This is a genomic window from Variovorax sp. H27-G14, assembly GCF_046156345.1.
Taxonomy (GTDB): Bacteria; Pseudomonadota; Gammaproteobacteria; order Burkholderiales; family Burkholderiaceae_C; genus Variovorax.
Genome location: NZ_JAYLVN010000022.1, coordinates 62,792 through 89,468, shown reverse-complemented (window position 1 = coordinate 89,468; position 26,677 = coordinate 62,792). Strand labels below are relative to the sequence as shown.

The 26,677-nt window shown below is 67.6% G+C and carries 23 protein-coding genes and 1 riboswitch; of the genes, 17 read left to right on the top strand and 6 right to left on the bottom strand.

Annotated elements, in window-relative coordinates:
• Positions 1-12 precede the first annotated feature (12 nt).
• The 4 genes from hutI (at position 13) to VLK31_RS31540 (ending at position 4,595) form a co-directional block, all read left to right on the top strand.
• Positions 13-1,239: an imidazolonepropionase gene (gene hutI, locus VLK31_RS31555; RefSeq protein ID WP_409172430.1), complete on the top strand. Its 1,227-nt coding sequence runs from the start codon at positions 13-15 to the stop codon at positions 1,237-1,239.
• The gene (locus VLK31_RS31550; RefSeq protein WP_409172429.1) at positions 1,236-2,618 is read left to right on the top strand and encodes a formimidoylglutamate deiminase; all 1,383 of its coding nucleotides are present in this window, start codon (positions 1,236-1,238) and stop codon (positions 2,616-2,618) included. The genes hutI and VLK31_RS31550 overlap by 4 nt, the downstream gene beginning before the upstream one ends.
• A gap of 7 nt (positions 2,619-2,625) precedes the next feature.
• Positions 2,626-3,450: an N-formylglutamate deformylase gene (gene hutG, locus VLK31_RS31545; RefSeq protein ID WP_409172428.1), complete on the top strand. Its 825-nt coding sequence runs from the start codon at positions 2,626-2,628 to the stop codon at positions 3,448-3,450.
• Between the two features lie 92 nt (positions 3,451-3,542).
• Positions 3,543-4,595, top strand: a complete 1,053-nt coding sequence (locus VLK31_RS31540; RefSeq protein ID WP_409172427.1) for a homocysteine S-methyltransferase family protein — start codon at positions 3,543-3,545, stop codon at positions 4,593-4,595.
• On the opposite strand, the gene VLK31_RS31535 is transcribed toward VLK31_RS31540, so the two are convergent.
• Positions 4,577-5,509, bottom strand: coding sequence for a LysR family transcriptional regulator (locus VLK31_RS31535; RefSeq protein ID WP_409172426.1), 933 nt, complete (start codon positions 5,507-5,509; stop codon positions 4,577-4,579). The two genes, VLK31_RS31540 and VLK31_RS31535, sit on opposite strands and share 19 nt — an antisense overlap.
• Before the next feature lie 100 nt (positions 5,510-5,609).
• Between VLK31_RS31535 and VLK31_RS31530 the strand changes: the two genes are divergently transcribed.
• Positions 5,610-6,047 (top strand): PACE efflux transporter, encoded by a 438-nt coding sequence (locus VLK31_RS31530; protein ID WP_409172425.1) that lies wholly within the window; start codon positions 5,610-5,612, stop codon positions 6,045-6,047.
• Positions 6,048-6,059: 12 nt separating this feature from the next.
• Here the strand turns inward: VLK31_RS31530 and VLK31_RS31525 are convergent, their stop codons facing one another.
• Together VLK31_RS31525 and VLK31_RS31520 are read right to left on the bottom strand one after the other, a co-directional pair.
• A complete protein-coding gene (locus VLK31_RS31525; protein WP_409172424.1) occupies positions 6,060-6,992 on the bottom strand; it encodes a lipase secretion chaperone in 933 nt (310 codons plus the stop codon).
• Between the two features lie 10 nt (positions 6,993-7,002).
• Positions 7,003-8,007, bottom strand: coding sequence for an esterase/lipase family protein (locus tag VLK31_RS31520; protein ID WP_409172423.1), 1,005 nt, complete (start codon positions 8,005-8,007; stop codon positions 7,003-7,005).
• Between the two features lie 132 nt (positions 8,008-8,139).
• A riboswitch (S-adenosyl-L-homocysteine riboswitch) is annotated at positions 8,140-8,213 on the top strand.
• A gap of 94 nt (positions 8,214-8,307) precedes the next feature.
• Between VLK31_RS31520 and metH the strand changes: the two genes are divergently transcribed.
• Genes metH through VLK31_RS31500 form a run of 4 tightly spaced genes read left to right on the top strand, consistent with a single transcriptional unit; the run spans position 8,308 to position 14,333 of the window.
• The gene (gene metH / locus VLK31_RS31515; protein ID WP_409172452.1) at positions 8,308-11,022 is read left to right on the top strand and encodes a methionine synthase; all 2,715 of its coding nucleotides are present in this window, start codon (positions 8,308-8,310) and stop codon (positions 11,020-11,022) included.
• Between the two features lie 52 nt (positions 11,023-11,074).
• Entirely contained in the window at positions 11,075-12,967 is a 1,893-nt protein-coding gene (locus VLK31_RS31510; protein WP_409172422.1) for an ArnT family glycosyltransferase, read from the top strand.
• Positions 12,964-13,947 carry a glycosyltransferase gene (locus VLK31_RS31505; protein ID WP_409172421.1) on the top strand — a complete coding sequence of 328 codons (984 nt, stop codon included), beginning with the start codon at positions 12,964-12,966 and terminating at the stop codon, positions 13,945-13,947. The genes VLK31_RS31510 and VLK31_RS31505 overlap by 4 nt, the downstream gene beginning before the upstream one ends.
• The gene (locus VLK31_RS31500; protein ID WP_409172420.1) at positions 13,944-14,333 is read left to right on the top strand and encodes a GtrA family protein; all 390 of its coding nucleotides are present in this window, start codon (positions 13,944-13,946) and stop codon (positions 14,331-14,333) included. Before VLK31_RS31505 ends, VLK31_RS31500 begins: the two co-directional genes overlap by 4 nt.
• 257 nt (positions 14,334-14,590) lie before the next feature.
• Here VLK31_RS31500 and VLK31_RS31495 read toward each other — a convergent pair whose 3' ends face one another.
• The 3 genes from VLK31_RS31495 to VLK31_RS31485 form a co-directional block, all read right to left on the bottom strand.
• The gene (locus VLK31_RS31495) at positions 14,591-15,790 is read right to left on the bottom strand and encodes an amidohydrolase family protein (protein ID WP_409172419.1); all 1,200 of its coding nucleotides are present in this window, start codon (positions 15,788-15,790) and stop codon (positions 14,591-14,593) included.
• Entirely contained in the window at positions 15,736-16,497 is a 762-nt protein-coding gene (locus VLK31_RS31490; RefSeq protein ID WP_409172418.1) for a TetR family transcriptional regulator, read from the bottom strand. Before VLK31_RS31490 ends, VLK31_RS31495 begins: the two co-directional genes overlap by 55 nt.
• 118 nt (positions 16,498-16,615) lie before the next feature.
• Positions 16,616-17,389, bottom strand: a complete 774-nt coding sequence (locus VLK31_RS31485; protein WP_409172417.1) for a ferredoxin--NADP reductase — start codon at positions 17,387-17,389, stop codon at positions 16,616-16,618.
• 325 nt (positions 17,390-17,714) lie between these two features.
• Here VLK31_RS31485 and VLK31_RS31480 point away from each other — a divergent pair, with 325 nt between their 5' ends.
• The 8 genes from VLK31_RS31480 (at position 17,715) to VLK31_RS31445 (ending at position 26,657) form a co-directional block, all read left to right on the top strand.
• Entirely contained in the window at positions 17,715-19,364 is a 1,650-nt protein-coding gene (locus VLK31_RS31480) for a 6-hydroxynicotinate reductase (RefSeq protein ID WP_409172416.1), read from the top strand.
• 176 nt (positions 19,365-19,540) lie between these two features.
• On the top strand, positions 19,541-20,446 hold the full coding sequence (locus VLK31_RS31475) for a UPF0280 family protein (RefSeq protein ID WP_409172415.1): 906 nt from the start codon (positions 19,541-19,543) through the stop codon (positions 20,444-20,446).
• A gap of 20 nt (positions 20,447-20,466) precedes the next feature.
• Complete coding sequence (locus VLK31_RS31470) at positions 20,467-21,108, top strand: amino acid synthesis family protein (protein ID WP_409172414.1); 642 nt, start codon at positions 20,467-20,469, stop codon at positions 21,106-21,108.
• Between the two features lie 39 nt (positions 21,109-21,147).
• A complete protein-coding gene (locus tag VLK31_RS31465; protein WP_409172413.1) occupies positions 21,148-21,732 on the top strand; it encodes an amino acid synthesis family protein in 585 nt (194 codons plus the stop codon).
• A 66-nt stretch (positions 21,733-21,798) separates the two neighbouring features.
• Positions 21,799-23,004, top strand: coding sequence for an ABC transporter substrate-binding protein (locus VLK31_RS31460; RefSeq protein WP_409172412.1), 1,206 nt, complete (start codon positions 21,799-21,801; stop codon positions 23,002-23,004).
• 157 nt (positions 23,005-23,161) lie between these two features.
• The gene (locus VLK31_RS31455; RefSeq protein WP_409172411.1) at positions 23,162-25,105 is read left to right on the top strand and encodes an ABC transporter permease; all 1,944 of its coding nucleotides are present in this window, start codon (positions 23,162-23,164) and stop codon (positions 25,103-25,105) included.
• Positions 25,102-25,929: an ABC transporter ATP-binding protein gene (locus VLK31_RS31450; protein ID WP_409172410.1), complete on the top strand. Its 828-nt coding sequence runs from the start codon at positions 25,102-25,104 to the stop codon at positions 25,927-25,929. Before VLK31_RS31455 ends, VLK31_RS31450 begins: the two co-directional genes overlap by 4 nt.
• Positions 25,926-26,657, top strand: a complete 732-nt coding sequence (locus VLK31_RS31445) for an ABC transporter ATP-binding protein (RefSeq protein ID WP_409172409.1) — start codon at positions 25,926-25,928, stop codon at positions 26,655-26,657. The genes VLK31_RS31450 and VLK31_RS31445 overlap by 4 nt, the downstream gene beginning before the upstream one ends.
• Positions 26,658-26,677 lie beyond the last annotated feature (20 nt).

Sequence of the window (26,677 nt, the reverse complement as noted above, 5' to 3'; positions counted from 1 at the left end):
ACAAAGAACGAGATGAAACCCGCCAACGAATTGCCTTCGGCCGACGGCCTCTGGACCGGCCTGCGCCTAGTGGCCGAGCCCGACGCGCAAGCCGCCATCGTGGTCGCGCAAGGGTCGATCCGCTGGGTCGGCGCACACGGCGCATTGCCCGCCGACTTCGCGGACCTCGTGCCGCACGACGGCGGCGGTGCCCTCGTCACGCCGGGCCTGGTCGACTGCCACACGCACCTGGTCTACGGCGGCCAGCGTGCCAACGAATTCGCGATGCGCCTGGCCGGCGCCACGTACGAAGAAGTGGCCAAGGCCGGTGGCGGCATCGTCTCGTCGGTGCGCGCCACGCGCGAGGCCGACGAAGGCACGCTCTTCGCGCAGGCCGCGGCGCGGCTCGAACAGCTGCTCGCCGACGGCGTGTGCGCGATCGAAATCAAGTCGGGCTACGGTCTTTCGCTGGAACACGAGCGCAAGCAACTGCGCGTGGCGCGGCGCCTGGGCGAGGCCTATGGCGTGACCGTGCGCACCACCTTTCTTGGCGCGCATGCGCTGCCGCCCGAGTACGCAGGCCGCAGTGGCGACTACATCGATCTGGTTTGCCAAGAGATGCTGCCCGCGCTCGCGGCCGAAGGCCTCGTCGATGCGGTCGACGTGTTCTGCGAGCGCATCGCCTTCTCGCTCGCCGAGACCGAGCAGGTCTTCCAGGCCGCGAAGGCGCTGGGCCTGCCGGTGAAGTTGCATGCCGAGCAGCTGTCGGACATGGGCGGGGCCGCGCTGGCCGCGCGCTACGGCGCGCTCTCGTGCGACCACATCGAGCATCTGTCGGCCGAGGGCATCGAGGCGATGCGCCGCTCGGGCACCGTGGCCGTGCTGCTGCCGGGCGCTTACTACACGCTGCGCGACACGCACCTGCCACCCATCGACGCACTGCGCGCCGCGGGCGTACCGATGGCGGTGTCGACCGATCACAACCCCGGCACGTCGCCGGCACTGAGTCTTTTGCTGATGGTCAACATGGCTTGCACACTGTTCCGCCTCACCGTGCCCGAGGCCCTTGACGGCATCACCGTGCATGCTGCGCGCGCGCTGGGCCTGCAGGCCACGCACGGCGCCATCGCACCCGGCATGCCCGCCAACTTCGTGCTGTGGCACGTGCGCGAAGCGGCCGAGCTGGCCTACTGGTTCGGCCAGCGGCCGGTGAGCACCGTGGTGCGGCAAGGCCGCATCGCCGTGGGAGCCGCCGCATGACGCACACGCTTTTTGCGGCCGATGCGCTGCTGTCCGAAGGCTGGGCCAAGAACGTTCTTCTGGCGTGGAACGACGCCGGCCAGCTCACGCAGGTGCAGGCCGGCGTGCAACGCCCCGCCGACACGCAAGTCGTCAGCGGCCCGCTGATCCCCGGCATGCCCAACCTGCATTCGCACGCCTTCCAGCGCGCCTTTGCCGGCCTCACCGAACACCGTGCCGAACAGCAAGACAGCTTCTGGAGCTGGCGCACGCTGATGTACCGCTTTGCCGCGCGCCTCGGCCCGCGGCACATGGAGGCCATCGCGACCTGGCTCTACGCCGAGATGCTGGAGGCCGGCTACACCAGCGTGTGCGAGTTCCAGTATGTGCACCACGACGTCGATGGCCGCCCGTACGCCGACGACGCCACGCTGAGCCTGGCACTGCTGCGCGCCGCAGAGAAGACCGGCATCGGCTTCACGCTGCTGCCCGTGCTCTACCAGACCGGCGGCTTCGGCGACATGCCGCCCACCGACGGGCAGCGCCGCTTCATCCGTTCGACCGAGTCGATGCTGCGCCTGCTCGAAGCGCTAAAGCCGGTGTGCGACGCGCAGGGCGCGCGCCTGGGCCTTGCGCCGCACTCGCTGCGCGCCGTGCCGCCCGAAGGCCTGCGCGACGCCATTGCGGGGCTCGACGCCATCGACCGCACCGCGCCCATCCACATCCACATTGCCGAGCAGACCAAGGAGGTGGACGACTGCGTGGCCTGGAGCGGCCTGCGCCCGGTCGAGTGGCTGCTCGACCATGCGCCGGTCGACGCGCGCTGGTGCCTCGTGCACGCCACCCACATGAACGACGCCGAGTACGAGTACGCGGCCCAGAGCGGCGCGGTGGCCGGCCTGTGCCCGACGACAGAAGCCAACCTGGGCGACGGCATCTTCGACTTTGCCAAGTGGCGCGGCCACGGCGGTGCCTGGGGCGTGGGCTCCGACAGCCACGCCAGCGTGAACGCGGCGGAAGAGCTGCTGATGCTCGAATACAGCCAGCGCCTTGGCAAGCGCCAGCGCAACGTGGGCGCCACGGCGGCACAGCCGCATGTGGCCACCGCCTTCACGCTGGACGCGGTGCGCGGTGGCGCGCAGGCGACCGGCCGCGCCGTGGGCGGATTGGCCGTGGGCCAGCAGGCCGACTTCATTGCGCTCGACGCATCGCACCTCGCGCTGCAGGGCCTGAGCGCGCCCGATATGCTCTCTGCCCACGTCTTCGCGAGCCACCGCACCTCGGCCATCGACACCGTGTGGGTGGCGGGCCGCGCGCGCGTGTCGGCCGGCCGCCATGCGCTGCACGGCGAGGCGGCCGCGGCCTTTGTGGCCGCGCGCACCCAACTACTCAAGGACTGACTCCCTCATGGCCTTCACCACCACCGAGCCGCCATTTCGCTTTCGCCAGGGCACGCGCCCGCTGCTGATCTCGATGCCCCATGTCGGCACCCATGTGCCACCCGCGCTGGCCGCGCGCTTCACCGACGAAGCGCGCCATGTGCCCGACACCGATTGGCACCTCGAACTGCTCTACGACTTTGCCGACGCGCTGGGCGCCTCGGTGCTCGCGGCCACGCACTCGCGCTACGTGGTCGACCTGAACCGTCCGCCGGACGGCGCCAGCCTGTACCCGGGCCAGAGCGTCACCGGCCTGTGCCCGGTCGACACCTTCGACGACACGCCGGTGTATGCCGACGCGGCCGACGTGCCGGGCGACGACGAAGTCGCCCAGCGCCGCGACGCCGTGTGGCACCCGTACCACCGCCAACTGCAGGCCGAGCTCGACCGCCTGCAGGCCGTGCACGGCACCGTGGCGCTGTGGGACGCGCACTCCATCCGCTCGGTGCTGCCGCGCTTCTTCGAAGGCAAGCTGCCCGACCTGAACCTGGGCACCGCCAACGGCGCCAGCTGCGACCCCGCGCTGGCCGAGACGCTGCTGGGCATCGGCAAGTTGGCCACGGGCTACACGGCCGTGCTCAACGGCCGCTTCAAGGGCGGCCACATCACGCGCCAGTACGGCAACCCGGCCGGCGGCGTGCACGCGGTGCAGCTGGAGATGACGCAGTCCAGCTACATGCAGGAGGCGCTGCCCTTCGACTACCTACCCGAGGTGGCGGCGGGCGTGAAGCCGTATGTGCGGGACATGCTGGAGGCGGTGCTGGCGCATGTGGAGCGTCCCGCGAAGGGTTGAAGGTTTGAAGGGTTGAAGCGTTGACCGATTGAAGCGGTGAAAAAGGGCTGACCGGCATCAGGGCCGGCTGCCGGTTTCTACAATCGGAGGCTATGAAGCCTGTCATCTACACCCACGGCCAGGCATTGCCCGGCATCCTCGCGCAACGCATCGCCATCCTCGACGGCGCCATGGGCACGATGATCCAGCGCTTCAAGCTCACCGAGGAGCAGTACCGCGGCGAGCGCTTCAAGGACTTCGAGCGCGACGTGAAGGGCAACAACGAGCTGCTCTCGCTCACGCGCCCCGACGTGATCCGCGACATCCACGAGAGCTACCTCGCGGCCGGCGCCGACCTGATCGAGACCAACACCTTCGGCGCCACCACCATCGCGCAGGAGGACTACAAGATGGCCCACCTGGCGCGCGAGATGAACCTCGAATCCGCCAGGCTGGCGCGCCAGGCCTGCGACAAGTTCAGCACACCCGACAAGCCGCGCTTCGTGGCCGGCGCCCTTGGCCCGACGCCCAAGACCGCGAGCATCAGCCCCGACGTGAACGACCCCGGCGCGCGCAACGTCGACTTCGAGTCGCTGCGCGCGGCCTACTACGAGCAGACCGAGGCGCTGGTCGAGGGCGGGGCCGACGTGATTCTGGTCGAGACCATCTTCGACACGCTCAACGCCAAGGCCGCGCTGTTCGCGGTGGACGAATACTTCGACAACAGCGGCAACCGGCTGCCGCTGATCATCAGCGGCACCGTCACCGACGCCTCCGGCCGCATCCTGAGCGGGCAGACCGTCACCGCCTTCTGGCACAGCGTGCGCCATGCGCAGCCGCTGGCCATCGGCCTGAACTGCGCGCTGGGCGCGGCGCTGATGCGCCCGTACATCCAGGAGCTGGCGCGCGTGGCCGGCGACACCTTCATCAGCTGCTACCCGAACGCCGGCCTGCCCAACCCGATGAGCGACACCGGCTTCGACGAAACGCCCGACGTCACCTCGCGCCTGCTGCACGAGTTTGCGGCGGCGGGGCTGGTGAACATCGTGGGCGGCTGCTGCGGCACCACGCCGGACCACATCGCGGCCATCGGCCGGGCCGTGGCGCCTGTTGCGGGGCGCGCGCTGGGGGGCAACAACGCCGGGTTCTACAAAGAGGCGGCCTGAGCCGGCGGCTTCACGACCCCCGCGGCCGCCTGCCGGTCCCGCGCGATCAACTGCACGAAGCGCTGCGCGCCCAGCCCCAGCGGCCGCTCGCGCGACCACACCACATCGACCCACAGGTCGAGTCCGTTGCTGAGGTTTTCGAACGGAATTTCTATCAGCACGCCCGCCGCCACGTGCGGCTTGGTGAAGTTGCGCTGCAGCCAGCCCCAGCCCAGCCCGGCGGTGATCAGGCTCAGCGCGGCCAGCGCGTTGTCGGTGCGCCAGACGTGCCGCGCGAACACGAAGCGCGGGTCGCTGGTGGCCAGGTCGCGCCCGGCCACCACGATCTGGCGGGTGTTGGTCAGGTGGTCCTCGCGCAACCGGCCGCCGTTGGCGGCAAGCACGGGGTGGTCAGGCGCGATGACGGCCACCATCAGGTCGCTGCCGACCTCCTGAAAACCCTCGCGGCCGTCCAGGCTCGGGCGCTCGAACACCAGCGCCAGCTGGGCGCGGCCGCTGTGCAGCAGCGCCAGCGCATCGGCCTGCGGCGCGGCCAGCACCTCGACCTGCAGCAGCGGATGCTCACGCGCCAGCTCGGCCAGCGGGCCGCTCCACGGCGCCGCCAGCAGCTCGGGCGCAATGGCCAGCGTGAGCCGGTCTTCCAGCCCCTGGGTCAGTGCCAGCGCCTGCACCTGCAGCTGCCGCAACTGCGCCGCCAGCAGCCGCGCCTGCGGCTCCAGCGAGCGGGCGGCGGGCGTGGGCTGGGGCTCGCGGCCGCTGCGGTCGAACAGCGGCAGGTCGAGCTCGGCCTCCAGGTTGGCAATGGCCATGCTCACGGCCGACGGCACCTTGCGCAGCGCTCGCGCCGCAGCCGAAAACGAGCCGTGGTCGATCACGGCCAGAAAGACCTCGACGGTGTCGCTGGAGAAAGCCATGGCGCCAGACCTATCAATAAAACTGAAACAAGTTAACTTTTTATATCAGCGAACGACACATAAAGTCCAGTTATCGCAGTCACGAACCAAGAGAAAAGTCATGCAGGGCATTCAACGTCGCATCGTTTACATCAGCCTTTATGAAGGCATTGCCATCGTCGCCGCCAGCGCGGGGCTGGCACTGATGACGGACGCGGGCCTCGGCCATTCGGGCGTGCTGGCGGTGGGCGCGTCGGTCATCGCGGTGATCTGGAACCTGATCTTCAACGCGCTGTTCGAGCGCTGGGAGTCGCGCCAGGCCGTGCGCGGGCGCAGCGTGCGCCGGCGCATCGCCCACGCCATCGGCTTCGAGGGTGGGCTGATCGCCTTTCTGGTGCCCATGTTCGCCTGGGGGCTGGGCGTGTCGCTCTGGCAGGCACTGGTGATGGACCTGGGCCTGGTGGTGTTCTTCCTGGTCTACACCTTCGTCTTCAACTGGGCCTTCGACCGCGTGTTCGGCCTGCCGGCCTCCGCCATGGGCGACGCACAGCCCGCATAAGCCTGCGCTTACTTATTCCTTGCCGCCCGCCTGCTGGCGGGCATTGGCGGCGCGCAGCGCCAGGGCTGCGCTCAGGCGCAGCCGTTCCGACTCGCTGAAGAGCGTCTCGCGCAGCTGGGCCTGTTCGGTTTCGGAGGCCCGGGCGTAGTAGTCGAGGCGGGTATTCCATTCCTGGTTTTGCTGGTCGAGCGCCGCAAGGTTGCGTGCCACCTCGTGACCGTAGGTCTCGCTGCGCGCGGCAAAGCGCTCCTGCGGGCTGGCGCCGCTCACGTCCAGCGCATCGGTCTGGCGCATGGCGTCGCCGTGGGCCACCGCCTCCTTGCGCGCTTCGCGCTGCGCCTGCGACAGCCACGCTTGCTCGCTCTGTTCGAGTGCGGCGGCGCGTTGCTCCGGTGTGAGGGCGGGGTTGGCAAGCGCCTCCAGCTTGTCGGCCATGAAGTTGTCGTGCCGCATCTGCTCGCCGAACAGGCCCTCGACCTCCTCGGGCCTGAAGTACTGCCGCAGCAGGGCCTCGCGCACCTTCAGTGCTCGGCGCAGGTAGCCCGGGTCGTCGGCGGCGGGCGGCTGCTGGGCGCGCAGGGCTTCCTGCATGTCGACGTAACGTTCCAGCAGGCCCAGCGCGCGCACGCGCCAGTCTTCGCGCAGGTGCTTGGCGAGCAGGGCGGGCGCCCGGGCCATCAGCGTGGCCTTGTCGGGCGCCTGTGCTTCGAACAGGACCTTCTCGAACACCGCGACCAGGTCGCTGCTCAGCAGCGCGTCCACCGCGGCCGGCGCCTGCGGCGCAGGGCGCTCGGGGCCCGGCAACGCCTTCGCTGCCGCCTCGGTCTCGTGGCCGGCCCCTGGCGCTTGCGTGGCATCGACCGTGTCGCGACCCGCCACCAGCCAGATGCCGAGGGCGACCAATGCAGCGCAGCCTGCGCCCCCGAGGATCCAGCGGATGTGCATCAAACGGTCCTCAGAGCCCGGCGTTCTTCAGGCGCACGGCGTGCTCCTTGAATATCTCGGGTACCGCCTTCTCGCGGTACGAGAACAGGCCGTGCTGGGTGTTGCCAAGTACATGGTTGATTGTGTCCAGGTGGTTGTGGCGGTAGTCGCCCAGATGCGTGCCAAGCCGCGTGCTGCAGGTCGCGAGCATGCCGTCGTTGGGCTGGCCGCCGAAGACCATATTGCCGATGGCGGCCAGTAGAAAGTCGGTCGGGTCCAGCAGGCTGTAGCCGGTCGACGCGCCGGACCACGAGTAGTAGCGCACGCCGTTGACCACGGCCGGGCCGCTCTTCACGTCACACGAAGCGCCGGGTGCGGGCCGCCCCTGCGGGTACTTGGCGTTGAACGCCGCGCCACTCGCCGTGGTCAGCGAGGCCAGCGCGCCCAGTGGTTCGTCGGGCCGCAGGTTCGCGTTGCTGCCGCTAAGGAAGTTGGTCTTTCCTGTCCAGTTATTGATCAGCGGCAAAACCACCACGTGGAGGAGTAAGTTCATGCTTGGGCTGGCCAATAGATCCGCCACGCCCGAGCCGCCGTTCAGCCCGCTCACCGACGTGACCGAAGCGACCAGATCGGGTTGCACGGCAGCGACATAGCGCGCCGTGGGCGAGCCTTGCGAGTGGCCGATGAGGTTGTACTTTTGCGAGGGGTTCTTCGACAACGCCCGCAGCGTTCGCAGTTCTTTCAGCAGTTGTTCCCCGCGGATTTCCGACGTGTTGGCGGCGGAGACCTTGGCCACGTAGACCTTGGCGCCCGCTTCGGCCAGCGTGCCGGGAATCCTGTAGAAGTAGTCGATGCCCAGCACGTTGTCGAAGCCGAGCAGGCCATGAACCAGCACCACGGGGTACTTGGTTCTGGCCTCCTCGGAGGCCGCATGGGCCGGGGCTGCGGTTGCCGCGGCGGCGGCGAGGCCGCAGCACAGCGCCACGGCGCGCAGGGTGGTGGCTGCAGTGCGCAGCGGTGCATTTCGGGTGGTCATTTGTCTCTCTCCCTTCACGTTGAAAAAAACGAACGTTCGTTCGGAACGCGGGGTGGATTCTGTGGATTGGTGGCGCGGTGCAAGCCGGGGTTTCCCCTTGTTCGGTTTCGAATCGCCATAAAATAGGCAAATTCCCAAGGAGCGTTGCAGCGGTTGGCCTTTCAGGCCAACTGTCAGGCTTGGGGCGACAACGACGCTCGCCTGTTCGACTCTTCCGCAGGTGAGGCCATGTCCCAGATTCCCGCTCCCGACACTTCAGATTCATCTTTCTCGTCCGCTGCGTCGGCCGTTCCGCCGCCCATGAAGCTCTCCGGTCTCGAACCGGTCGCCATCGGCGCGGACACGCTGTTCGTCAACATCGGCGAGCGCACCAACGTCACCGGCTCCAAGGCCTTCGCGCGGATGATCCTGAACGGCCAGTTCGAAGAGGCCCTGGCCGTGGCGCGCCAGCAGGTGGAAAACGGCGCGCAGGTGATCGACATCAACATGGACGAGGCCATGCTGGACAGCAAGGCCGCCATGGTCCGCTTTCTGAACCTCATTGCCAGCGAGCCCGACATCGCACGCGTGCCGGTGATGGTCGACAGCTCGAAGTGGGAGGTCATCGAGGCCGGCCTGCGCTGCATTCAGGGCAAGGGCATCGTCAACTCCATCTCCATGAAGGAGGGCGTGGACAAGTTCAAGCACGAGGCCAAGCTGGTGCGCCGCTATGGCGCCGCCGCCGTGGTGATGGCCTTCGACGAGAAGGGTCAGGCCGACACCTATGCGCGCAAGGTGGAAATCTGCGAGCGGGCCTACCGCATCCTGGTCGACGAGGTGGGCTTTCCGCCCGAAGACATCATCTTCGACCCCAACATCTTCGCCATTGCCACCGGCATCGAGGAGCACGACAACTACGCGGTCGACTTCATCAACGCGGTGCGCTGGATCAAGGCGAACCTGCCGGGCGCCAAGGTGTCGGGCGGCGTGAGCAACGTGAGCTTCAGCTTTCGCGGCAACGACCCGATGCGCGAGGCCATTCACACCGTGTTTCTGTACCACGCGATTCAGGCGGGCATGGACATGGGCATCGTCAACGCCGGCATGGTGGGCGTGTACGACGACCTGGAGCCGACCTTGCGCGAGCGTGTGGAAGACGTGGTGCTCAACCGCCGCCCCGACGCGGGCGAGCGCCTGGTGGAAGTGGCAGAAACCGCGAAGAGCGGCGCCAAGGACGAGAGCAAACGCCTCGAGTGGCGCGGCACGCCGGAGAACCCGGTGCACGTCAACCAGCGGCTGTCGCACGCCATGGTGCACGGCATCACCGACTTCATCGTGGGAGACACCGAAGAGGCCTACCAGCAGATTCTGGCCAAGGGCGGGCGGCCGCTGCACGTGATCGAAGGCCCGCTCATGGACGGCATGAACATCGTGGGCGACCTGTTCGGCGCCGGCAAGATGTTTCTGCCGCAGGTGGTCAAGTCGGCCCGCGTCATGAAGTCGGCCGTGGCCCACCTGTTGCCCTACATCGAGGAAGAAAAGCTGCGCGACGAGGCCGCGGGGCGCGACGTGCGCACCAAGGGCAAGATCATCATCGCCACCGTGAAGGGCGACGTGCACGACATCGGCAAGAACATCGTCACCGTCGTGCTCCAGTGCAACAACTTCGAAGTGGTGAACATGGGCGTGATGGTGCCGTGCCACGAAATTCTGGCGCGTGCCAAGGTGGAGGGCGCCGACATCGTGGGCCTGAGCGGCCTGATCACGCCCAGCCTGGAAGAAATGCAGTACGTGGCCGGCGAGATGCAGCGCGACGACCATTTCCGCATCAAGAAGATTCCGCTCATGATCGGCGGCGCCACCACCAGCCGCGTGCACACGGCCGTGAAGATTGCGCCGCACTACGAAGGCCCGGTGGTCTACGTGCCCGACGCCTCGCGCAGCGTGAGCGTGGCGCAGAGCCTGCTCTCCGACCAGGCCGCCGCGTACATCGCCGACATCAACGCCGACTACGACAAGGTGCGCCACCAGCACGCCAACAAGAAGCAGGTGCCGATGTGGCCGCTGGCCAAGGCGCGCGCCAACAAGACCCCGGTCGACTTTGCGAACCACCTGCCGCCGGTGCCCAAGTTCATCGGCCGGCGCCTGTTCAAGAACTTCGACCTGACCGAGCTGGCCAGGTACATCGACTGGGGCCCGTTCTTCCAGACCTGGGACCTGGCGGGCCCGTTCCCGGCCATCCTGAAGGACGAAGTCGTCGGCACCGAGGCTGTGCGCGTGTACGCCGACGGCCAGCGCATGTTGAAGCGCCTCATTGAAGGGCGTTGGCTCAGCGCCAGCGGCGTGGTCGGCTTCTGGCCGGCCAACACGGTGAACGACGACGACATCGAGCTGTACACCGACGAAAGCCGCAGCGAAGTGGCGCTCACCTGGTACGGCATGCGCCAGCAGACCGAGAAGCAGATGATCGACGGCGTGATGCGCCCGAGCCGCTGCCTGTCGGACTTTGTCGCGCCCAAAAACAGCGGCCTGAAGGACTACGTGGGCATGTTCGCCGTCACGGCCGGCCTGGGCGTCGAGAAAAAAGAGAAGTACTTCATCGACGACCTGGACGACTACTCGGCCATCATGCTCAAGGCCCTGGCCGACCGGCTGGCCGAGGCCTTCGCCGAGGCGATGCACCACCGCGTGCGCACCGACCTGTGGGGCTACGCGGCCAACGAGGGGCTGAGCAACGAGGACATGATTGCCGAGAAGTACCGCGGCATTCGCCCCGCGCCAGGCTACCCCGCGTGCCCCGACCACAGCGTGAAGGGCCCGATGTTCGACCTTCTGGGTTGCGCGGACATCGGCATGACCCTGACGGAGAGCCTCGCTATGATGCCCGCCGCCAGCGTGAGTGGTTTCTACCTGAGTCACCCCGACGCGACGTACTTCAACGTCGGCAAGATCGGGCACGACCAGTTGCAGGACCAGGCCGCGCGGCGCAAGCAAAGCGAAGCCGAGCTCGAGCGCCTGCTGGCGCCGAACCTTTGAACCTGCCGGCCGGCGTGGCCGACCGGCGCCGGGAGTTGTTATTCAGAAGCTGATGTTTGCAGCCGCGCACTACGCGGCACTGGCGGTTTTCGTGTTCAGCTGCTGGGGTTACGGCCGCGCGCTGCTCGCCCGCCTGGCCCCCCCGCCGCGCCGCGATGTGGGGCTCGAAGCGGCCATGGCCGTGGCACTGGGCGTGGGCCTGTTCATCTGTGCCTTCCAGGCGCTGGCCATCTTCGGCGCCTTCAAGACCGGCGCCACCGTGGCCCTGGTGGCCGCGGGCTTCGTGGCCGCTGCCGTGCAGCTGCCGCCGTGGCTGCGCGAGCGGCGTGCCTTGCACGCCCACGGTGCCCTCGTTGCCACCGCGCCGTGGACTCGCGTGGAGCGCATCGCGGCCATCGCGCTGGCCCTGGTGGCGCTGCCCGCGCTGGTGGCGCCGCTGGCCCCGCCCATCGCCTTCGACGAGCTGATGTACCACCTGCCGTATGCGCGCCAGGTGGCCGAGCAGGGCTCGCTGGGCATCCACGGGTGGCTGCGCTACCCCTGGTTTCCGTACAACTACAACCTGCTCTACGCCGCCGCGCTGCAGGTGGGCGACGACGTGCTGCCGCACTTTCTCAACGCCCTGGCGGGCGCGCTGTCGGTGGTGATGATCTACCGGCTCGGCATGCTGCACGTGAACCGGCTCACGGCCTGCATCGGCGCTGCCATCTGGCTGGGGCTGGGCGACTACTCCAACGCGCTGATCGACATGGGCGTGGCCATGTTCGTGCTGTCGGCGTGCGTGGCGCTGTGGTGGTGGCGCGAGTCGGTGCCGAACGTCGCGAACTTGCCTGACAATGCGACGCAGGGCGGCATGCGCTGGCTTGGCGTGGCCGCGTTCTGCCTTGGGGTGGCGGCCGGCTCGAAGTACCAGGCGCTGATCTTTCTGCCGCTGGTGGCGCTGTTCGTCGTTCGCCATGAGCGCCGGGCCAAGGCCTGGGCGCTGGTGTTCGGCTGCTTCCTGCTGCCGTGCATCTACTGGTACGCGCGCAACGCCGTCATGACGGGCGACCCGTTCAACCCGATCGGCGCGCGCGTGTTCGGCTTCACCGACTGGACGCCGGCCGACTACGTGCAGCAGGTGGCCGACGTGCGCGTGCACGCCGAACTGCCCAACGCGCTGATCTGGTCGGTGTTCTTCGCGCCCTTCAGCATCTGGTGGAAGCGCTCGGCCGCGGTGCGTGCTGCCGGCTGGTTCTGCCTGTACTCGGTGGTGGTGTGGGTCGTGACATCGCGCTACCCGCGCTACCTGATGGCCTCGTTCCCGCTGCTGGCCGCCGTTGCGGCGATCGGCTGGCAGGTGCTGTTCAGTTGGGCCGCCACCGGCCTGCGCCGGCTGTTCGGCGCCAACCGCTCGCAAGGCACTGGGCAAGACATCCCGCAAGGCACCCCGCAAGGCACAGCCGCCGTGGCCACGGGCGCCATGAGCCGCAACACCGCGCGCGGCGGCGCCCGCATCGGCGACTGGGTGCCCGTGCTGCTGCTGGCCGTGCTGGCCGCCGTGGCGGTGCGCCAGACCGCGGTGAAGACAGCAATGGTCTCGACCACGCCCGAGGCGCGCGAGGCCGTGCTGCGCCAGCATGTGCCGGGCTACGCCGCCATGGACTACCTGCGCCACAACGCCACCGGCCGCGTCTACCAGATTGCGCTGAACGAGGCCATCTACTACGGCCCCAACCCGATCTGGGGCGACACGCTCGGGCCATGGCGCTACACCGACTTTGGCGCGCTCTCGGGCGGCGACCTGGCCCGCAAGCTCGGCGGCCTGGGCTTCACCGCCATCGTGCTGCCGAACTCGGTGGTGCCGGTGTTCAGCGCGCGCATCGACTTCGACAAATACTTCGCGGTGCAGTACGAGAAAGACGGCAGCCGGGTCTACCGTATTCTTCCCGCCGCAGCACCATGACCGATACCGGAGCCCCCGTCACCCCTGGCCGTGCCTTGCGCATCGCCGCGGTCATCCCTTGCTACAACGAGGCCCTGGCCATCGCCCAGGTGGTCGCGGGCTTTCGTGCCGCGCTGCCCGAGGCCGAGATCCACGTCTTCGACAACAACTCCAGCGACGACACCGCCGCCGTTGCGCGCGCGGCTGGTGCCACCGTCACGCACGTGGCCTTGCGCGGCAAGGGCAACGTGGTGCGGCGCATGTTCGCCGACGTGGAGGCCGACGTGTACGTGATGGTCGACGGCGACGCCACCTACGACATCGGCGCCGCGCGCCGTCTCATCGAGCGCCTGGTGCGCGACAACCTCGACATGGTGGTGGGCAACCGCGTGGACGACGGCCACGACACGCACACCTACCGCGCCGGCCATCGGCTGGGCAACCGCATGCTCACCGGCGCCGTGGCGCAGCTGTTCGGCGGCGCGCTCACCGACATGCTCTCGGGCTACCGCGTGTTCTCGCGGCGCTATGCCAAGTCGTTTCCGGCGCTGTCGCGCGGCTTCGAGACCGAGACCGAACTCACCGTGCATGCGCTCGAACTGCGCATGCCCTATGCCGAAGAAAGCACGGCTTACAGCACGCGGCCCGAAGGCTCGGTGAGCAAGCTGTCGACCTACCGCGACGGCTGGCGCATCTTGAAGACCATCTGCAAGCTGTTCGTGAGCGAGCGGCCGCTGCAGTTCTTCTCCGCCATCGCGGGTGTGCTGGTGCTGCTGTCGATTGCGCTGGTCGTGCCGCTGCTCATGACCTACATGCACACCGGCCTGGTGCCCCGGCTCCCCACGGCGGTGCTGGCCACGGGCGCCATGCTGGGCGCGATGCTGTCCTTCGTGTGCGGCATCGTCATGCACACCGTCACGCTGGGGCGCCAGGAGGCCAAGCGCCTGCGCTACCTTGCCATACCGAGCGTGCGCGAGCGGGCTTGCGGCGCCGCGCCATGAAGATCGGGCGCGAGTTTCTTTCTTTCGCCGTGGTCGGCGTGGCGGGGCTCGTGGTCGACGTGGTGGTGCTGTACCTGCTGGCGCCGCTGCTGGGCTGGTACGTTGCGCGGGGGCTGTCTTTTCTCGCAGCCGCAACGGCGACCTGGGCGCTGAACCGGCGCTACACCTTTGCCGAGCGGCGCTCCGACGTCCCGGTGCTTCGCGAATACCTGGGCTACCTGGTGACCATGCTGGGTGGTGCGGCCGTCAACTACAGCGCGTATGTGCTCGTGCTGCATTGGGTGACGGGTGCCTGGGCGCCTGCGGCGGGCGTGGCGTTGGGCAGTTGCGCGGGGCTCGCCTTGAACTTTCTGTCCGCGCGCTATCTGGTGTTTCGCGCGAAGTAGGCGGTGCCTTGCTCCCTCCCCTTCCGGGGAAGGAGCAACGGCCGCAACACATCTGATGTCGGCTCGGCTCTCCTGTCTTGTTCCCTCTCCCGCTTGCGGGAGAGGGCTAGGGTGAGGGCTGGTGCCTTCGCAAAAGCATCGCCCTTTCCAACGCCGTCGGCCCTCACCCCAGCCCTCTCCCCAAGGGGAGAGGGAGCAATACAAGCCGCGTCTGTCTTCTCCCCCAGAGGGGGAAGGAGCAAGAGGAAACGCCGCGCTCAGTGCGCGCCCGACACCACCACCGGAATCTCCGTCGCAGGCGGCGTATTCCGGCTGCGGCCGCAGCGCACGATGCCGTCGATCATCACCATGCCCACGCCCGGAATGTCGCCCAGCTGCACGCTTTCGAGCAGGCCCGGCGCGGGCGAATGCTGTGCGCGGTCCATGAAGACGAAGTCGGCATCGCGCCCCACCTCGATCAGCCCGCAGTTCAGCTTGCGGACCTTCGCGGTGTTGCCCGTGGCAAAGCAGAACACCAGCTCGGCCGGAATGTTGGCGATGGACGACAGCATCGCCACCATGCGCAGAATGCCCAGCGGCTGCACGCCGGAGCCTGCGGGCCCGTCGGTGCCCAGAATCACGCGGTGCGGGCACTTCAATTCCAGCGCGGCCTTGGCGGCGGCAATGGCCACCTTCTCGTTGCCGTTGTGCACGATCTCGATGGCGCGCGTGCTCTTCTCGCACAGCTCGCACACATGCGCCTCGGGCAGCGAGGTGTGGCCGCCGTTGATGTGGCCGATGATGTCGGCGTCGGCCTCCAGCACCACGTCCTTGTCGATCAGGCCCGAGCCCGGAATCGACGGGCCGCCCGTGTGAATGGTGCTTTGAATGCCGTACTTGCGCGCCCACGCCACCATCTCTTTCGCTTCATAGCCGGCCTTCACCGAGCCCAGGCCCACCTCGCCCAGCAGGCTCACGCCGGCCTCGGCAAGCTCCTTGAAGTCGCTCTCGACCATGCCCTTTTCGATGATCGGCGCGCCCGCCAGCACCTTCACGCCACCGGGGCGAAAGTTGTCGAAGGCACGCTGCGCGGTGATGGCCAGAGCCTTCAGGCCGACGATGTCCTTGGGGCGCCCCGGCAGGTGCACTTCGCCCGCCGAAATCATGGTGGTCACGCCGCCGTGCATGGTGGAGTCGATCCAGCCGATCTGGCCCTGGCGCGGCGTCCAGTCGCCGAACACCGGGTGCACGTGGCTGTCGATCAGCCCGGGCGCCACGCAGGTCTTGCGCGCGTCGATCACGGTCTGCGCGCCTTCGAGGTCGCAGTCTTTCTCCTTGCCGACTGCCACGATCAGCCCGTCGTTCACCACGATGGTGTCCGCGTCCAGAATGGGCTTGTCGATGTCGCCCGAGAGCAGCAGCCCTATGTTCTTGATGACGACCTTGCCCGACTTGCCGCCGGTTGCGATTTCTGCCATTTCGATGTGTCCTCGTGGGGTGGTGTGTTGTCTTGTGGCTCGTCCGCGCGCACCGTGCGCAGCAGCGTCTCGATCACGAAGTTTTCCCAGTGCGTGATCGCCTCCGGCGACTCCAGCGGCTCACCCAGAAAGGCGGTGAGCGTGTGCCGGTTGGAGGTGTAGAAATAACCCGTGGACGCAATCAGCAGGTAGATGTCGCGCGCCACCAGGTCCTTGCGGAACAGCCCCTGCGCGGCGCCGCTGGCAAGAATCTCCTCGATGATGGCCACCGCGCGCGACGAGTACTCGCGTGCACGCAACGACTTCGAAATGTGCCGGCCCTTGTGCAGGTTCTCGGTGTTCAGCAGCGTGACGAACTCGGGGTTCTTGCGGTAGTAGCCCAGCACGAAGCGAATGACTTCGGTGAGCGCCTCCACCGGGCGGGACACGTCGAGCGCAATGGCGGCCTCGGCGTCGTCCATGCGCTTGTAGATGCCTTCGAGCACCGCAATGAAGAGGCCTTCCTTGCTGCCGAAGTAGTAATAGATCATGCGGTCGTACGACTTGGCGGCCTTGGAGATCTTCTCCACGCTGCCGCCGTCGTAGCCGTATTTGGCGAACACCTTGGTCGCCGATTTCAGGATGCTGTCGCGCGTGGCCTGGGCAGCCGCTTCGCGCACGCCCGTGCGTCGCTGGGGCTTGGGCTTGGCGGCTATCTTGCGTTCCATCGATGCACGCAATGAAGGGAGATGCGGTCGCCGCCGGGCCGCCCCAAGGCGGACCGCGCCTCCCCCACGGGGGGTGGAGTTACACGAGCGAAGCGAGTGAAAAGCCGGGGGGCCAACATTACTTCTCGGCGAACGCGCGCTCGACGACGAAGTCGCCCGGCGTGCTCGTGTTGCCTTCCTTGAAGCCGCGCTTTTCCAGGATGTGCTTCAGGTCGACCAGCAGGCCGGGGCTGCCGCACAGCATGACGCGGTCTTCCGCGACGTTCAGCGGGGGCAGGCCGAGGTCGTCGGTGAGCTTGTTGCTCTCGATCAGGTCGGTGATGCGGCCCTGGTTGCGAAACTCCTCGCGCGTGACCGTGGGGTAGTAGAGCAACTGCTTTTCGATCATCTCGCCCAGGATCTCGTGCTTGGGCAGGTGGTCGGTCACCAGGTCGTGGTAGGCCAGTTCGTCGACCTGGCGCACGCCGTGCACCAGGATGACTTGCTCGAACTTCTCGTAGGTCTCCGGGTCGCGGATGATGCTCATGAACGGTGCAAGGCCGGTGCCGGTGCCGAACAGGTACAGGCGCTTGGCCGGCAGCGTGTAGTCGATCAGCAGCGTGCCCGTGGGCTTGCGGCCCACGATCACGGTGTCGCCCACCTGAATGTGCTGCAGCTTGGAGGTGAGCGGGCCTTCTTCCACCTTGATGCTCAGGAACTCCAGGTGCTCCTCGTAGTTCGGGCTCACGATGCTGTACGCGCGCAGCAGGGGCTTGTTGTTGACCTTCAGCCCGATCATCGTGAAGTGGCCGTTGGAGAAGCGCAAGGCCGGGTCGCGCGTGGTGGTGAAGGTGAACAGGCGGTCGGTCCAGTGGTGGACGCTCAGGACACGTTCTTCGCTGAATGCACTCATACGGAACTCAAGAGTTGGTTGAAAACAAGGGAGGTTGGCTGAGCCGACGTGCACGCCATTGGGGCGAAAACCGTCGGCCGGCTCCGAACCCTCGATTGTCGTTGGTCGGAAGAACCCCGATAAACATCGCGAGAAAACACCATTGCAAGCATCGGGCCCGTTTGCTACATTGATCGCGAATGTAGTGAACGCAACATGAAAGTGTAGGGAATGCTACACAAACGGAAGTCGCCGCACAAGCACTCGGGCGGCACGTTTGTTGCAAAGACCTCGGCACCGGATTCGTTCCTCACACATGCCTGACACGCCCCACGAGATCGCCCCGATGACAGAACACACCAAGACAGATGGCCTCCCCGGCATGGACATGCCCGTGCCCGCCGAGGCCGGCGCCTTCGGCAAGGCGCCGCCGCGCAACGAGCGCATGAGCACGGCCAAGGTCGAGTGCAACGCCTGCCCGGTGCTGTGCCAGATCTCCGACGGGCGCACCGGCGCATGCGACCGCTACGCCAACCGCGAAGGCGTGCTGGTGCGCGTCGACCCGGTGGTGCTGCTGCGCCGCACGATCGAAAGCGAAGCGCCGCTGCTGGTGCCCTTCGATCGCCCGGGCGCTGAACCCACTACCGCTGAACCCGCCACCGCTGAAGCTGCGGTACAGGCCACGGCCCAGGCCCCCGACTGGAACGGCGACCTGCTGCACGCCGACGAAGTGTTCGTCACTGGCGTGGGCTCCTCCACCACCTACCCCGACTACAAGCCCGCGCCCTTCATCGTGGCCTCCAGGGCCCAGGGCGTGGACATGGTCACCGTGGTCACCGAAGGCATCTTCAGCTACTGCAGCTTCAAGGTGAAGATCGACACCGACCGCTTCCTCGGCTCCGAGCAGGCCAATGTGCGCTATCGCGGCGAGGTGGTGGGCCACGTCACCACGGCTGAGTACGGCTCGCAGATGCTCTCGCTCGGTGGTGTGCACCACCTCACCGGCGGCAGCAAGAAAGAGGGCCGCATGACGGCCGAGCTGATGCAGTTGCTGGGCAACAAGAAGGCCGTGGAGTGCACCATCGACGGCGGCTCCACGCTGGTCATTCAGGCCGGCAAGGCGCCCGTGGTGAACGGCGTGGAAGAGCAGCGCATGCGCGTGGGCTGCGGCTCCGCGGCGGTCGGCATCTTCGCGCGTCAGTTCGCGGGCGTGGCCGACGAGGTGGTGGTGGTCGACGACCACATCACCGGCGTGCTCACCGAACACCAGGCCGGGCGCTGCCTCGACATGGCGCCCTCGGGCATCCGCATGCTGGGGCGCAAGTCGACGCCCGGGCGCTACTTTCAGGTGGCCAACCCAGGCAACGGCTGGGGCGGCACCGACATCGCCGATCCGCTCTCCATCATCGAAGGCTGGGAAGAAGGCGTGGCCCGCCCCGGCCTGCGCCTGCTCATGACCTCCACCACCGGCGAGCATGCGCAGTGGTACGTGCTCGACGACGCGCTGCTGCCCGTCGAGCAACCGATGCCGGTCGAGGTGAAGCGCATCGTGGAGCGCATCGGCGAGAACTGCGAGCCTTCGCTGTGCACCGTGCTGTTTCTTGGTGGTGCGGGCGGCAGCCTGCGCGCGGGCGTCACAGAAAACCCGGTGCTGCTCACGCGCGCCATCAAGCGCGCGCTGGTGAACGTGACCTGCGGCGGCGCACCGGCCTATGTGTGGCCCGGTGGCGGCATCACCGTGATGGCCGACGTCATGCGCATGCCCGACAACAGCTTCGGCACCGTGCCCACGCCGGCCATCGTGGCGCCCATCGAGTTCAGCATGCGGCGCGACGACTACGCCGCTCTCGGCGGCCACATGGAACACATCTTCCCGCTCGAGCAGGCGCTTGCGCGTGGTGCGTGGCAGGAAGACGGTGCGCCGCTCGCGCGCCAGTGGCTGGTGATGGACGATGCGAATCCGTGGCCGCTGGGTCATGCACCCATGCTGGGGTGAGCAATGTTCACGTCGATGCACGCCCCGGTATTGGCCCCTTCCCCCTCTGGGGGAAGGCTGGGATGGGGGCGTGGGTTGTTAGGCGCAGTGCCTCATCGAGTGCCGCTTGCCCCCACCCCAACCCTCCCCCGGAAGGGGAGGGAGCCATGCAGCGCCGCGCAGGCGCTCTCGCTGCCATGACCGCCCAACGCAGCGCGCTCGACAGCAGCCGCTGGCACTTCAACCACGGCCCGATCGACATCGTGGCCGAGGCCTACGGCGACCCGTACGCCGTCGCGGCCGCGCACGACGCGGCGTGGGCGCGCTTCGTTCACGTGCTCGACGAACTGGTGCACGAGCTGCCTTTGCTGCGCCTGCCCGTCACCGACAGGATGCGCCCGCGCAGCGTGGTGGGGCGCCGCATGTGGGACGCCTGCGCCGCGTTCTCGCCGACCTTCATCACGCCGATGGCCGCCGTGGCCGGCTCGGTCGCGCAGGAGCTCGTTGCGTTCTACGACCGCCCCGGCATCGAGCGCGCGTGGATCAACAACGGCGGCGACATCGCGCTGCACCTCGCGCCCGGACAGTCGGCGCGCGTGGGCGTGTTCGCCGACATCGCGCGATTCGACTGGCGCGACCCCAGCGGCATCCTCACCACCGACGGCCAGTTCGCATTGCACGCCGACCAGCCCGTGCGCGGCGTGGCCACCAGCGGTTGGCGCGGGCGCAGTTTTTCGCTGGGCATCGCCGACAGCGTGACGGTGCTGGCACCCACCGCGGCGCAGGCCGATGCGGCCGCGACAGTGATCGCCAACGCGGTCGATGTCGACGACGTGGCCATCGCACGGCGGCCCGCCAGCGAATGCAAGGACGACAGCGACCTGGGCGACACCCTGGTCACCGTCGACGTGCCCGCGCTGGCCCCCGCGCAGGTGCGCAGCGCACTCGATACGGGCGTGGTGTGCGCCAAGGTTCTGCAAAAAGGCGGGCTCGTGTGGGCCGCTCTGCTCGTTTGCCAGGGGCAGTGGCGGCTTGTCGAGCCCTTATGCTCGAAGGCGCTCCAGGCCGAGCTGCCGCAAGCAGTTGGTTCAGTATTTGCTTAACGAAAGCAAGGTTCTTTTTCATGATCGAAATACGTCGCGTCTTCACCCATGTCGAGCACATCCACCACGAGTTCGGTCCGCGTGCCGACACCCCGTTGGTGCGCGGTGCCATCGGCGTGGTGCTGACCAATCCGTTCGCCGGCCGCTACGAGCCCGACATCCTGCCGATGATGGCGCTGCTCGACCCCGTGGGCGTCGACATGGCGCACAAGCTGCACGCCGCCATGGACGTGCCGCTCGAGCAGATCGCCACCTACGGCAAGGGCGCCATCGTGGGCGCCGACGGCGAGCTCGAGCACGGCGCGCTGTGGCATGTGCCCGGCGGCTACGCCATGCGCGAGCTGCTCGGCTGGAAGGGCGACCGCGCGGCCTACACGGCGGGCAAGGCCGAAGAAAAAACCGGCCAGCCCGCCAATGCGCTTTCCATCGTGCCGTCGACCAAGAAGGTCGGCGCACCCGGCACCACGCTCGACGTGCCGCTGACCAACATCAACGCCAGCTACGTGCGCGGCCAGTTCGACGCCATCGAGGTGCGCGTGCCCGGCGCGCCGGCGGCCGACGAAATCGTCTTCATCCTTGCGATGAGCACCGGCTACCGCATTCATGCGCGCGTCGGCGGCCTGCTGGCCAAGGACATCGCCAAGTGGGACGGCCTGCGCTGAGCCCCGTGACACAGAGACAAGACAAGGAACACACAGAACATGACCGCCAACATCCGCAAGCTCGTCATTCAGGTCGATGAAACCCGCAAGGAAATGGGCCAGGACGTGTCGCCGCCCACGCGCCGCGCCGTTGCCATCGCCGTCATCGAGAACCCCTACGCCGGGCGCTACAGCGAGAACCTCGACGAGCTGATCGCCATCGGCGAAGAGCTGGGCGCGCTGCTCGGCCAGAAGGCCGTGGCGGCGCTGGGCATCGAGCCCGGCCAGGCGCAGAGCTACGGCAAGGCCGCCATCGTGGGCGAGCGCGGCGAGCTCGAGCACGCCGCGGCCATCCTGCATCCCAAGCTGGGCGCGCCGCTGCGCGTGGCTGTCGAGAAGGGCGCTGCGCTGGTGCCTTCGGCCAAGAAGCAAGGCACGCTGGGCACCGCCATCGACGTGCCGCTCGGCCACAAGGACGCGGCCTTTGTTCGCAGCCATTTCGACGCCATCGAAGCCCGCGTGTCCGACGCGCCGCGCGCCAACGAGATCGTGGTGGCCGTGGCCGTCACCGACAGCGGCCGCCCGCTGCCGCGCATCGGCGGCCTGCAGGCGCATGAAATCAAGGGCGAAGACGGTCTTCGCTGACCGCTTCGCAAGCCTCGCTCACTCACGGTGTTTTCTTTTCTCTTTCGATCCCAAGGAGTTGTCCTCATGAACCCATTGCGTCACGTCTTCAGCGTCGCGGCCCTCGCCGCGCTGACCACCGCTCTCGTTCCCGCGCATGCGCAGGGCGTGATCAAGATCGGTGAGGTCAACAGCTACAAGGCGCAGCCCGCCTTCCTCGAGCCCTACAAGAAGGGCATGGAGCTGGCCGTCGAAGAGATCAACGCCAAGGGCGGCGTCAACGGCCGCAAGGTCGAGCTCATCACGCGCGACGACAACGCCAACCCCGGCGACGCCGTGCGCGTGGCCGAAGAGCTGGTGGCGCGCGAGAAGATCGACGTGCTGACCGGCACCTTCCTGTCGAACACCGGCCTGGCCGTGGCCGACTTTGCCAAGCAGAAGAAAATTTTCTTCCTGGCCGGCGAGCCGTTGACCGACAAGATGACCTGGCAGGGCGGCAACGAGTACACCTACCGCCTGCGCCCCGGCACCTACATGCAGGCCGCGATGCTCGTGCCCGAGGCCGTCAAGCTCAAGAAGAAGCGCTGGGCGGTCGTGTACCCCAACTACGAATACGGCCAGTCGGCCGTGGCCGCGTTCAAGACGCTGCTGAAGGCCGCGCAGCCCGACGTCGAGTTCGTCGCCGAGCAGGCACCGCCGCTGGGCAAGGTCGACGCCGGCGCCGTGGCGCAGGCCCTGGCCGACGCCAAGCCCGACGCCATCTTCAACGTGCTGTTCGGTGCCGACCTGTCCAAGTTCGTGCGCGAAGGCAACACGCGCGGCCTGTTCAAGGACCGCTCCGTTGTCAGCGTGCTGACCGGCGAGCCCGAGTACCTCGACCCGCTGAAGGACGAAACGCCCAACGGCTGGATCGTCACCGGCTACCCCTGGTACGGCATTCAGACGCCCGAGCACAAGGCCTTCTTCCTCGCGTACCACGCCAAGTACAACGACTACCCGCGCCTGGGCTCGGTGGTCGGCTACAGCATGATCAAGTCGGTTGCGGCCGGCATCGCCAAGGCCAAGAGCACCGAAACGCCGAAGCTGGTGGAAGCCTTCAAGGGCCTGCAGGTCGACACGCCGTTCGGCAAGATCAGCTACCGCGCCGAAGACCACCAGTCCACCATGGGCGCCTTCGTCGGCAAGACGAAGAACGAGAACGGCAAGGGCGTGATGGTCGACTACACCTACTTCGACGGCGCCAAGTTCCAGCCCTCCGCCGCCGACGTCAAGAAGTCCCGCGCCGCGGATTGATTGGCTCGCCCCCAGGCTGCGCGCACTTGAACCCGCCGCTTCTCCCTCCCCTTCCGGGGGAGGGTCGGGGTGGGGGCACGACGGCGCCAACCGCCTGGCCACATCGAATGCGCACGCGTCTCCCCATGAATGAAAACCGCCACCCAAAGGCCATCGGATGAGTCTTTCATCTTTGCTGCTTCAGTTCCTGACCGGGCTGTCGTCGGCTTCATCGCTGTTCCTCGTGGGGGCCGGCCTGTCGCTGATCTTCGGCGTCACGCGCATCGTCAACTTTGCGCATGGCTCCTTCTTCATGGTCGGCATCTACCTGGCCTACACGCTGGTGGAAAAGCTCGGCGGCGGCATGGCCTTCTGGCCGGCCGTGGTGCTGTCCGCCATTGCGGTCGGCCTGCTGGGCGCGCTGATCGAAATGGTGCTGCTGCGCCGCATCTACAAGTCGCCGGAGCTGTTTCAGCTGCTGGCCACCTTCGCGCTCGTGCTTGTCATCAAGGACGCGGTGCTCTACTTCTGGGGCCCTGACGAACTGCTCGGCCCGCGCGCGCCGGGCCTGTCGGGCTCAGTCGAAATTCTGGGCCGGCAATTTCCGACCTACGACCTGTTCCTGATCGTCGTCGGCCCGCTGGTGCTCGGCCTCATGTGGCTGCTGCTCACGCGCACCCGCTGGGGCACGCTGGTGCGCGCCGCCACGCAAGACCGCGAGATGGTCAGCGCGCTGGGCGTCAACCAGGCTTGGCTGTTCACCGCGGTGTTCGGCCTGGGCGCCATGCTCGCGGGCCTGGGCGGTGCGCTGCAGCTGCCGCGCGAACCGGCCACGCTGGCGATGGACCTCAACACCATTGGCGCGGCCTTCGTGGTGGTGGTGGTGGGCGGCATGGGCTCCATTCCGGGCGCCTATGCGGCGGCGCTGCTGCTGTCAGAAATCAAGGCCGTGTGCATCTGGCTCGGCGTGGTCGACATCTTTGGCTACAGCGTGTCCTTCTCCAAGCTCACGCTGGTGGTCGATTTCATCGTCATGGCCGTGGTGCTGGTGTGGCGTCCGTGGGGCCTGTTCGGCCGGCCGCAGGCGCCCAGCCGCTACGTGGGCATGGCAGAAGAGCCGCTGCGCCGCGCGAGCAAGGGCTACCTGTGGCTGGTGGCCGCGCTGGGCGTGGTGCTCATGGCCATGCCGCTGCTCACCGCCGATTCGCCCTACACCACGGTGCTGATGATCGACCTGCTGATTGCCGCGCTGTTTGCCGCCAGCCTGCACTTCATCATGGGCCCGGCCGGCATGCACTCGTTCGGCCACGCCGCCTACTTTGGTCTGGGGGCCTACGGCGCCGCGCTGCTGGTGCGCGCCAGCGGCCTGCCGATGGAGGTGGCGCTCATCGTGGCCCCGCTGGTCGCGGCCATCGGTGCCTTCGTCTACGGCTGGTTCGCGGTGCGGCTGTCGGGCGTGTACCTGGCCATGCTCACGCTGGCCTTCGCGCAGATCACCTGGGCCATCGTCTACCAGTGGGACTCTTTCACCGGCGGCAGCAACGGTCTCACGGGCGTGTGGCCGTCCGAATGGCTGTCGGACAAGCGCGCCTACTACTGGCTCACGCTGGTGCTGGTGGCCGCCGCCATCCTGCTGCTGCGCCGCGTGCTGTTCTCGCCCTTCGGCTATGCGCTGCGCGCGGGCCGCGACTCGCTGTTGCGCGCCGACGCCATCGGCATCGACGTGAAGCGCATGCAGTGGACGGCCTTTGTCATCGCGGGTGCCGCGGCGGGCCTGGCCGGTTCGCTCTACGCCTTTTCCAAGGGCAGCATCTCGCCGGAAAGCCTCAGCGTGGACAAGTCGGTCGACGGGCTGGTGATGGTGCTGCTGGGCGGCATTCAGACGCTGGCCGGGCCGGTGGTGGGCGCCGTCACCTTCAGCTGGCTGCACGACACCGTGGCACGCAACACCGACTACTGGCGCGCCACGCTGGGCGCCATCATTCTGCTGCTGGTGCTGCTGTTCCCGCAAGGCATTGCAGGCTTTGCGAAGCAAATGACCGACAAGCTGCTGCGCCGGGGCAAGGCCGACGCGGCGCCTGCAGTGTCCGCAGCGCCTGAAGCAAAGGAGGCCAAGGCATGAGCACCCCACAGACATCCAACACGCCTCTGCTCAAGGTCGAGAACCTTGGCAAGTCCTTCGGCGGCGTCAAGGCGGTCGACGGCATCAGCTTCGAGCTGCATGCCGGCGAGCTGCTTGCGCTCATCGGCCCCAACGGCGCGGGCAAGTCCACCACCTTCAACATGGTCAACGGCCAGCTCAAGGCCGACCAGGGCTCCATCCTGTTCAACGGCCAGGAGCTGGTGGGCCAGAAGCCGCGCGCCATCTGGCGCAAGGGCGTGGGCCGCACCTTTCAGATTGCCGAGACCTTCGCCTCGCTCACCGTGGCCGAGAACGTGCAGATGGCCATGCTCTCGCACGACGGCAAGCTGTTCTCCATGTGGCGCCGCGCCGCCGACCACAAGCGCGACGAGGCGCTGGTGCTGCTCGACCAGGTCGGCATGAAGGCCCAGGCCGACCGCCCTTGCAGCGAACTGGCCTACGGCGACGTCAAGCGCGTGGAGCTGGCCATTGCCATGGCCAATGCGCCCAAGCTGCTGCTGATGGACGAGCCCACCGCCGGCATGGCGCCCAAGGAGCGCAACTCGCTCATGGCGCTCACTAAAGACCTGGTGGTGCAGCGCGGCCTGGCCGTGCTCTTCACCGAGCACAGCATGGACGTGGTGTTTGCGTACGCCGACCGCATGATCGTGCTGGCGCGCGGGCGCCTCATCGCGCAGGGCAAGCCGCTGGAAATTCGCGACCACCCGAAGGTGCAGGAGGTGTACTTCGGCAGCGGCAAGACATTCGAAAAAATCGCCGAAAAGGCTGCAGCGGTTTCGGCCGCGCTGGGAGAAACAGCATGAGCGGTGAACTGCTACTGGAAGCCAAGGCCGTGTGCGCCTGGTATGGCGCCGCGCAGATCCTGTACGACGTCGACCTCGAAGTGCGGCGCGGTGAAGTGGTTGCGCTCATGGGGCGCAACGGCGCGGGCAAGTCGACCACGCTGAAGACGCTGATCGGCATGCTCGCCAAGCGCCGCGGCGCGGTGCGCTTTCTGGGCCACGACATCTCCAAGAGCGAACCGCACGTGGCCGCGCGCCTGGGCCTGGGCTTCGTGCCCGAAGACCGGCGCGTGTTCACCGACCTCACCGTCACCGAGAACCTGGAGGTCGGCAAGCAGCCCGCGCGCCGCTGGGCCGACGGCACCGACGCGCCGCTGTGGACGCCCGAGCGCCTGTTCAAGCTGTTCCCCAACCTCGGCGAAATGCCCAACCGCCCGGGCGGGCGCATGAGCGGCGGCGAGCAGCAGATGCTCACGGTGGCGCGCACCTTGATGGGCAACCCCTACCTCGTGCTGCTGGACGAGCCTTCCGAAGGCGTGGCCCCGGTGATCGTCGAGCAGATGGCCAACATGATCCTGGCGCTCAAGGCGCAGGGCGTGAGCATTCTGCTGTCCGAGCAGAACATGCACTTTGCCGAGCTGGTGTCCGACCGCGCCTATGTGCTCGAGAAGGGGCAGATCCGTTACCAGGCCACCATGGCTGAGCTTGCGGCCAACGACGAAGTGCGCCGCGCCTATCTCAGCGTCTGAGTCAGTTCTTCTTCTCGTTC

Bases quoted from the DNA above. Each gene is read 5' to 3' on its own strand.
- hutI (WP_409172430.1), top strand. From the start codon at position 13: ATGAAACCCGCCAACGAATTGCCTTCGGCCGACGGCCTCTGGACCGGC.
- VLK31_RS31550 (WP_409172429.1), top strand. From the start codon at position 1,236: ATGACGCACACGCTTTTTGCGGCCGATGCGCTGCTGTCCGAAGGCTGG.
- hutG (WP_409172428.1), top strand. From the start codon at position 2,626: ATGGCCTTCACCACCACCGAGCCGCCATTTCGCTTTCGCCAGGGCACG.
- VLK31_RS31540 (WP_409172427.1), top strand. From the start codon at position 3,543: ATGAAGCCTGTCATCTACACCCACGGCCAGGCATTGCCCGGCATCCTC.
- VLK31_RS31535 (WP_409172426.1), bottom strand. From the start codon at position 5,509: ATGGCTTTCTCCAGCGACACCGTCGAGGTCTTTCTGGCCGTGATCGAC.
- VLK31_RS31530 (WP_409172425.1), top strand. From the start codon at position 5,610: ATGCAGGGCATTCAACGTCGCATCGTTTACATCAGCCTTTATGAAGGC.
- VLK31_RS31525 (WP_409172424.1), bottom strand. From the start codon at position 6,992: ATGCACATCCGCTGGATCCTCGGGGGCGCAGGCTGCGCTGCATTGGTC.
- VLK31_RS31520 (WP_409172423.1), bottom strand. From the start codon at position 8,007: ATGACCACCCGAAATGCACCGCTGCGCACTGCAGCCACCACCCTGCGC.
- metH (WP_409172452.1), top strand. From the start codon at position 8,308: ATGAAGCTCTCCGGTCTCGAACCGGTCGCCATCGGCGCGGACACGCTG.
- VLK31_RS31510 (WP_409172422.1), top strand. From the start codon at position 11,075: ATGTTTGCAGCCGCGCACTACGCGGCACTGGCGGTTTTCGTGTTCAGC.
- VLK31_RS31505 (WP_409172421.1), top strand. From the start codon at position 12,964: ATGACCGATACCGGAGCCCCCGTCACCCCTGGCCGTGCCTTGCGCATC.
- VLK31_RS31500 (WP_409172420.1), top strand. From the start codon at position 13,944: ATGAAGATCGGGCGCGAGTTTCTTTCTTTCGCCGTGGTCGGCGTGGCG.
- VLK31_RS31495 (WP_409172419.1), bottom strand. From the start codon at position 15,790: ATGGCAGAAATCGCAACCGGCGGCAAGTCGGGCAAGGTCGTCATCAAG.
- VLK31_RS31490 (WP_409172418.1), bottom strand. From the start codon at position 16,497: ATGGAACGCAAGATAGCCGCCAAGCCCAAGCCCCAGCGACGCACGGGC.
- VLK31_RS31485 (WP_409172417.1), bottom strand. From the start codon at position 17,389: ATGAGTGCATTCAGCGAAGAACGTGTCCTGAGCGTCCACCACTGGACC.
- VLK31_RS31480 (WP_409172416.1), top strand. From the start codon at position 17,715: ATGACAGAACACACCAAGACAGATGGCCTCCCCGGCATGGACATGCCC.
- VLK31_RS31475 (WP_409172415.1), top strand. From the start codon at position 19,541: ATGACCGCCCAACGCAGCGCGCTCGACAGCAGCCGCTGGCACTTCAAC.
- VLK31_RS31470 (WP_409172414.1), top strand. From the start codon at position 20,467: ATGATCGAAATACGTCGCGTCTTCACCCATGTCGAGCACATCCACCAC.
- VLK31_RS31465 (WP_409172413.1), top strand. From the start codon at position 21,148: ATGACCGCCAACATCCGCAAGCTCGTCATTCAGGTCGATGAAACCCGC.
- VLK31_RS31460 (WP_409172412.1), top strand. From the start codon at position 21,799: ATGAACCCATTGCGTCACGTCTTCAGCGTCGCGGCCCTCGCCGCGCTG.
- VLK31_RS31455 (WP_409172411.1), top strand. From the start codon at position 23,162: ATGAGTCTTTCATCTTTGCTGCTTCAGTTCCTGACCGGGCTGTCGTCG.
- VLK31_RS31450 (WP_409172410.1), top strand. From the start codon at position 25,102: ATGAGCACCCCACAGACATCCAACACGCCTCTGCTCAAGGTCGAGAAC.
- VLK31_RS31445 (WP_409172409.1), top strand. From the start codon at position 25,926: ATGAGCGGTGAACTGCTACTGGAAGCCAAGGCCGTGTGCGCCTGGTAT.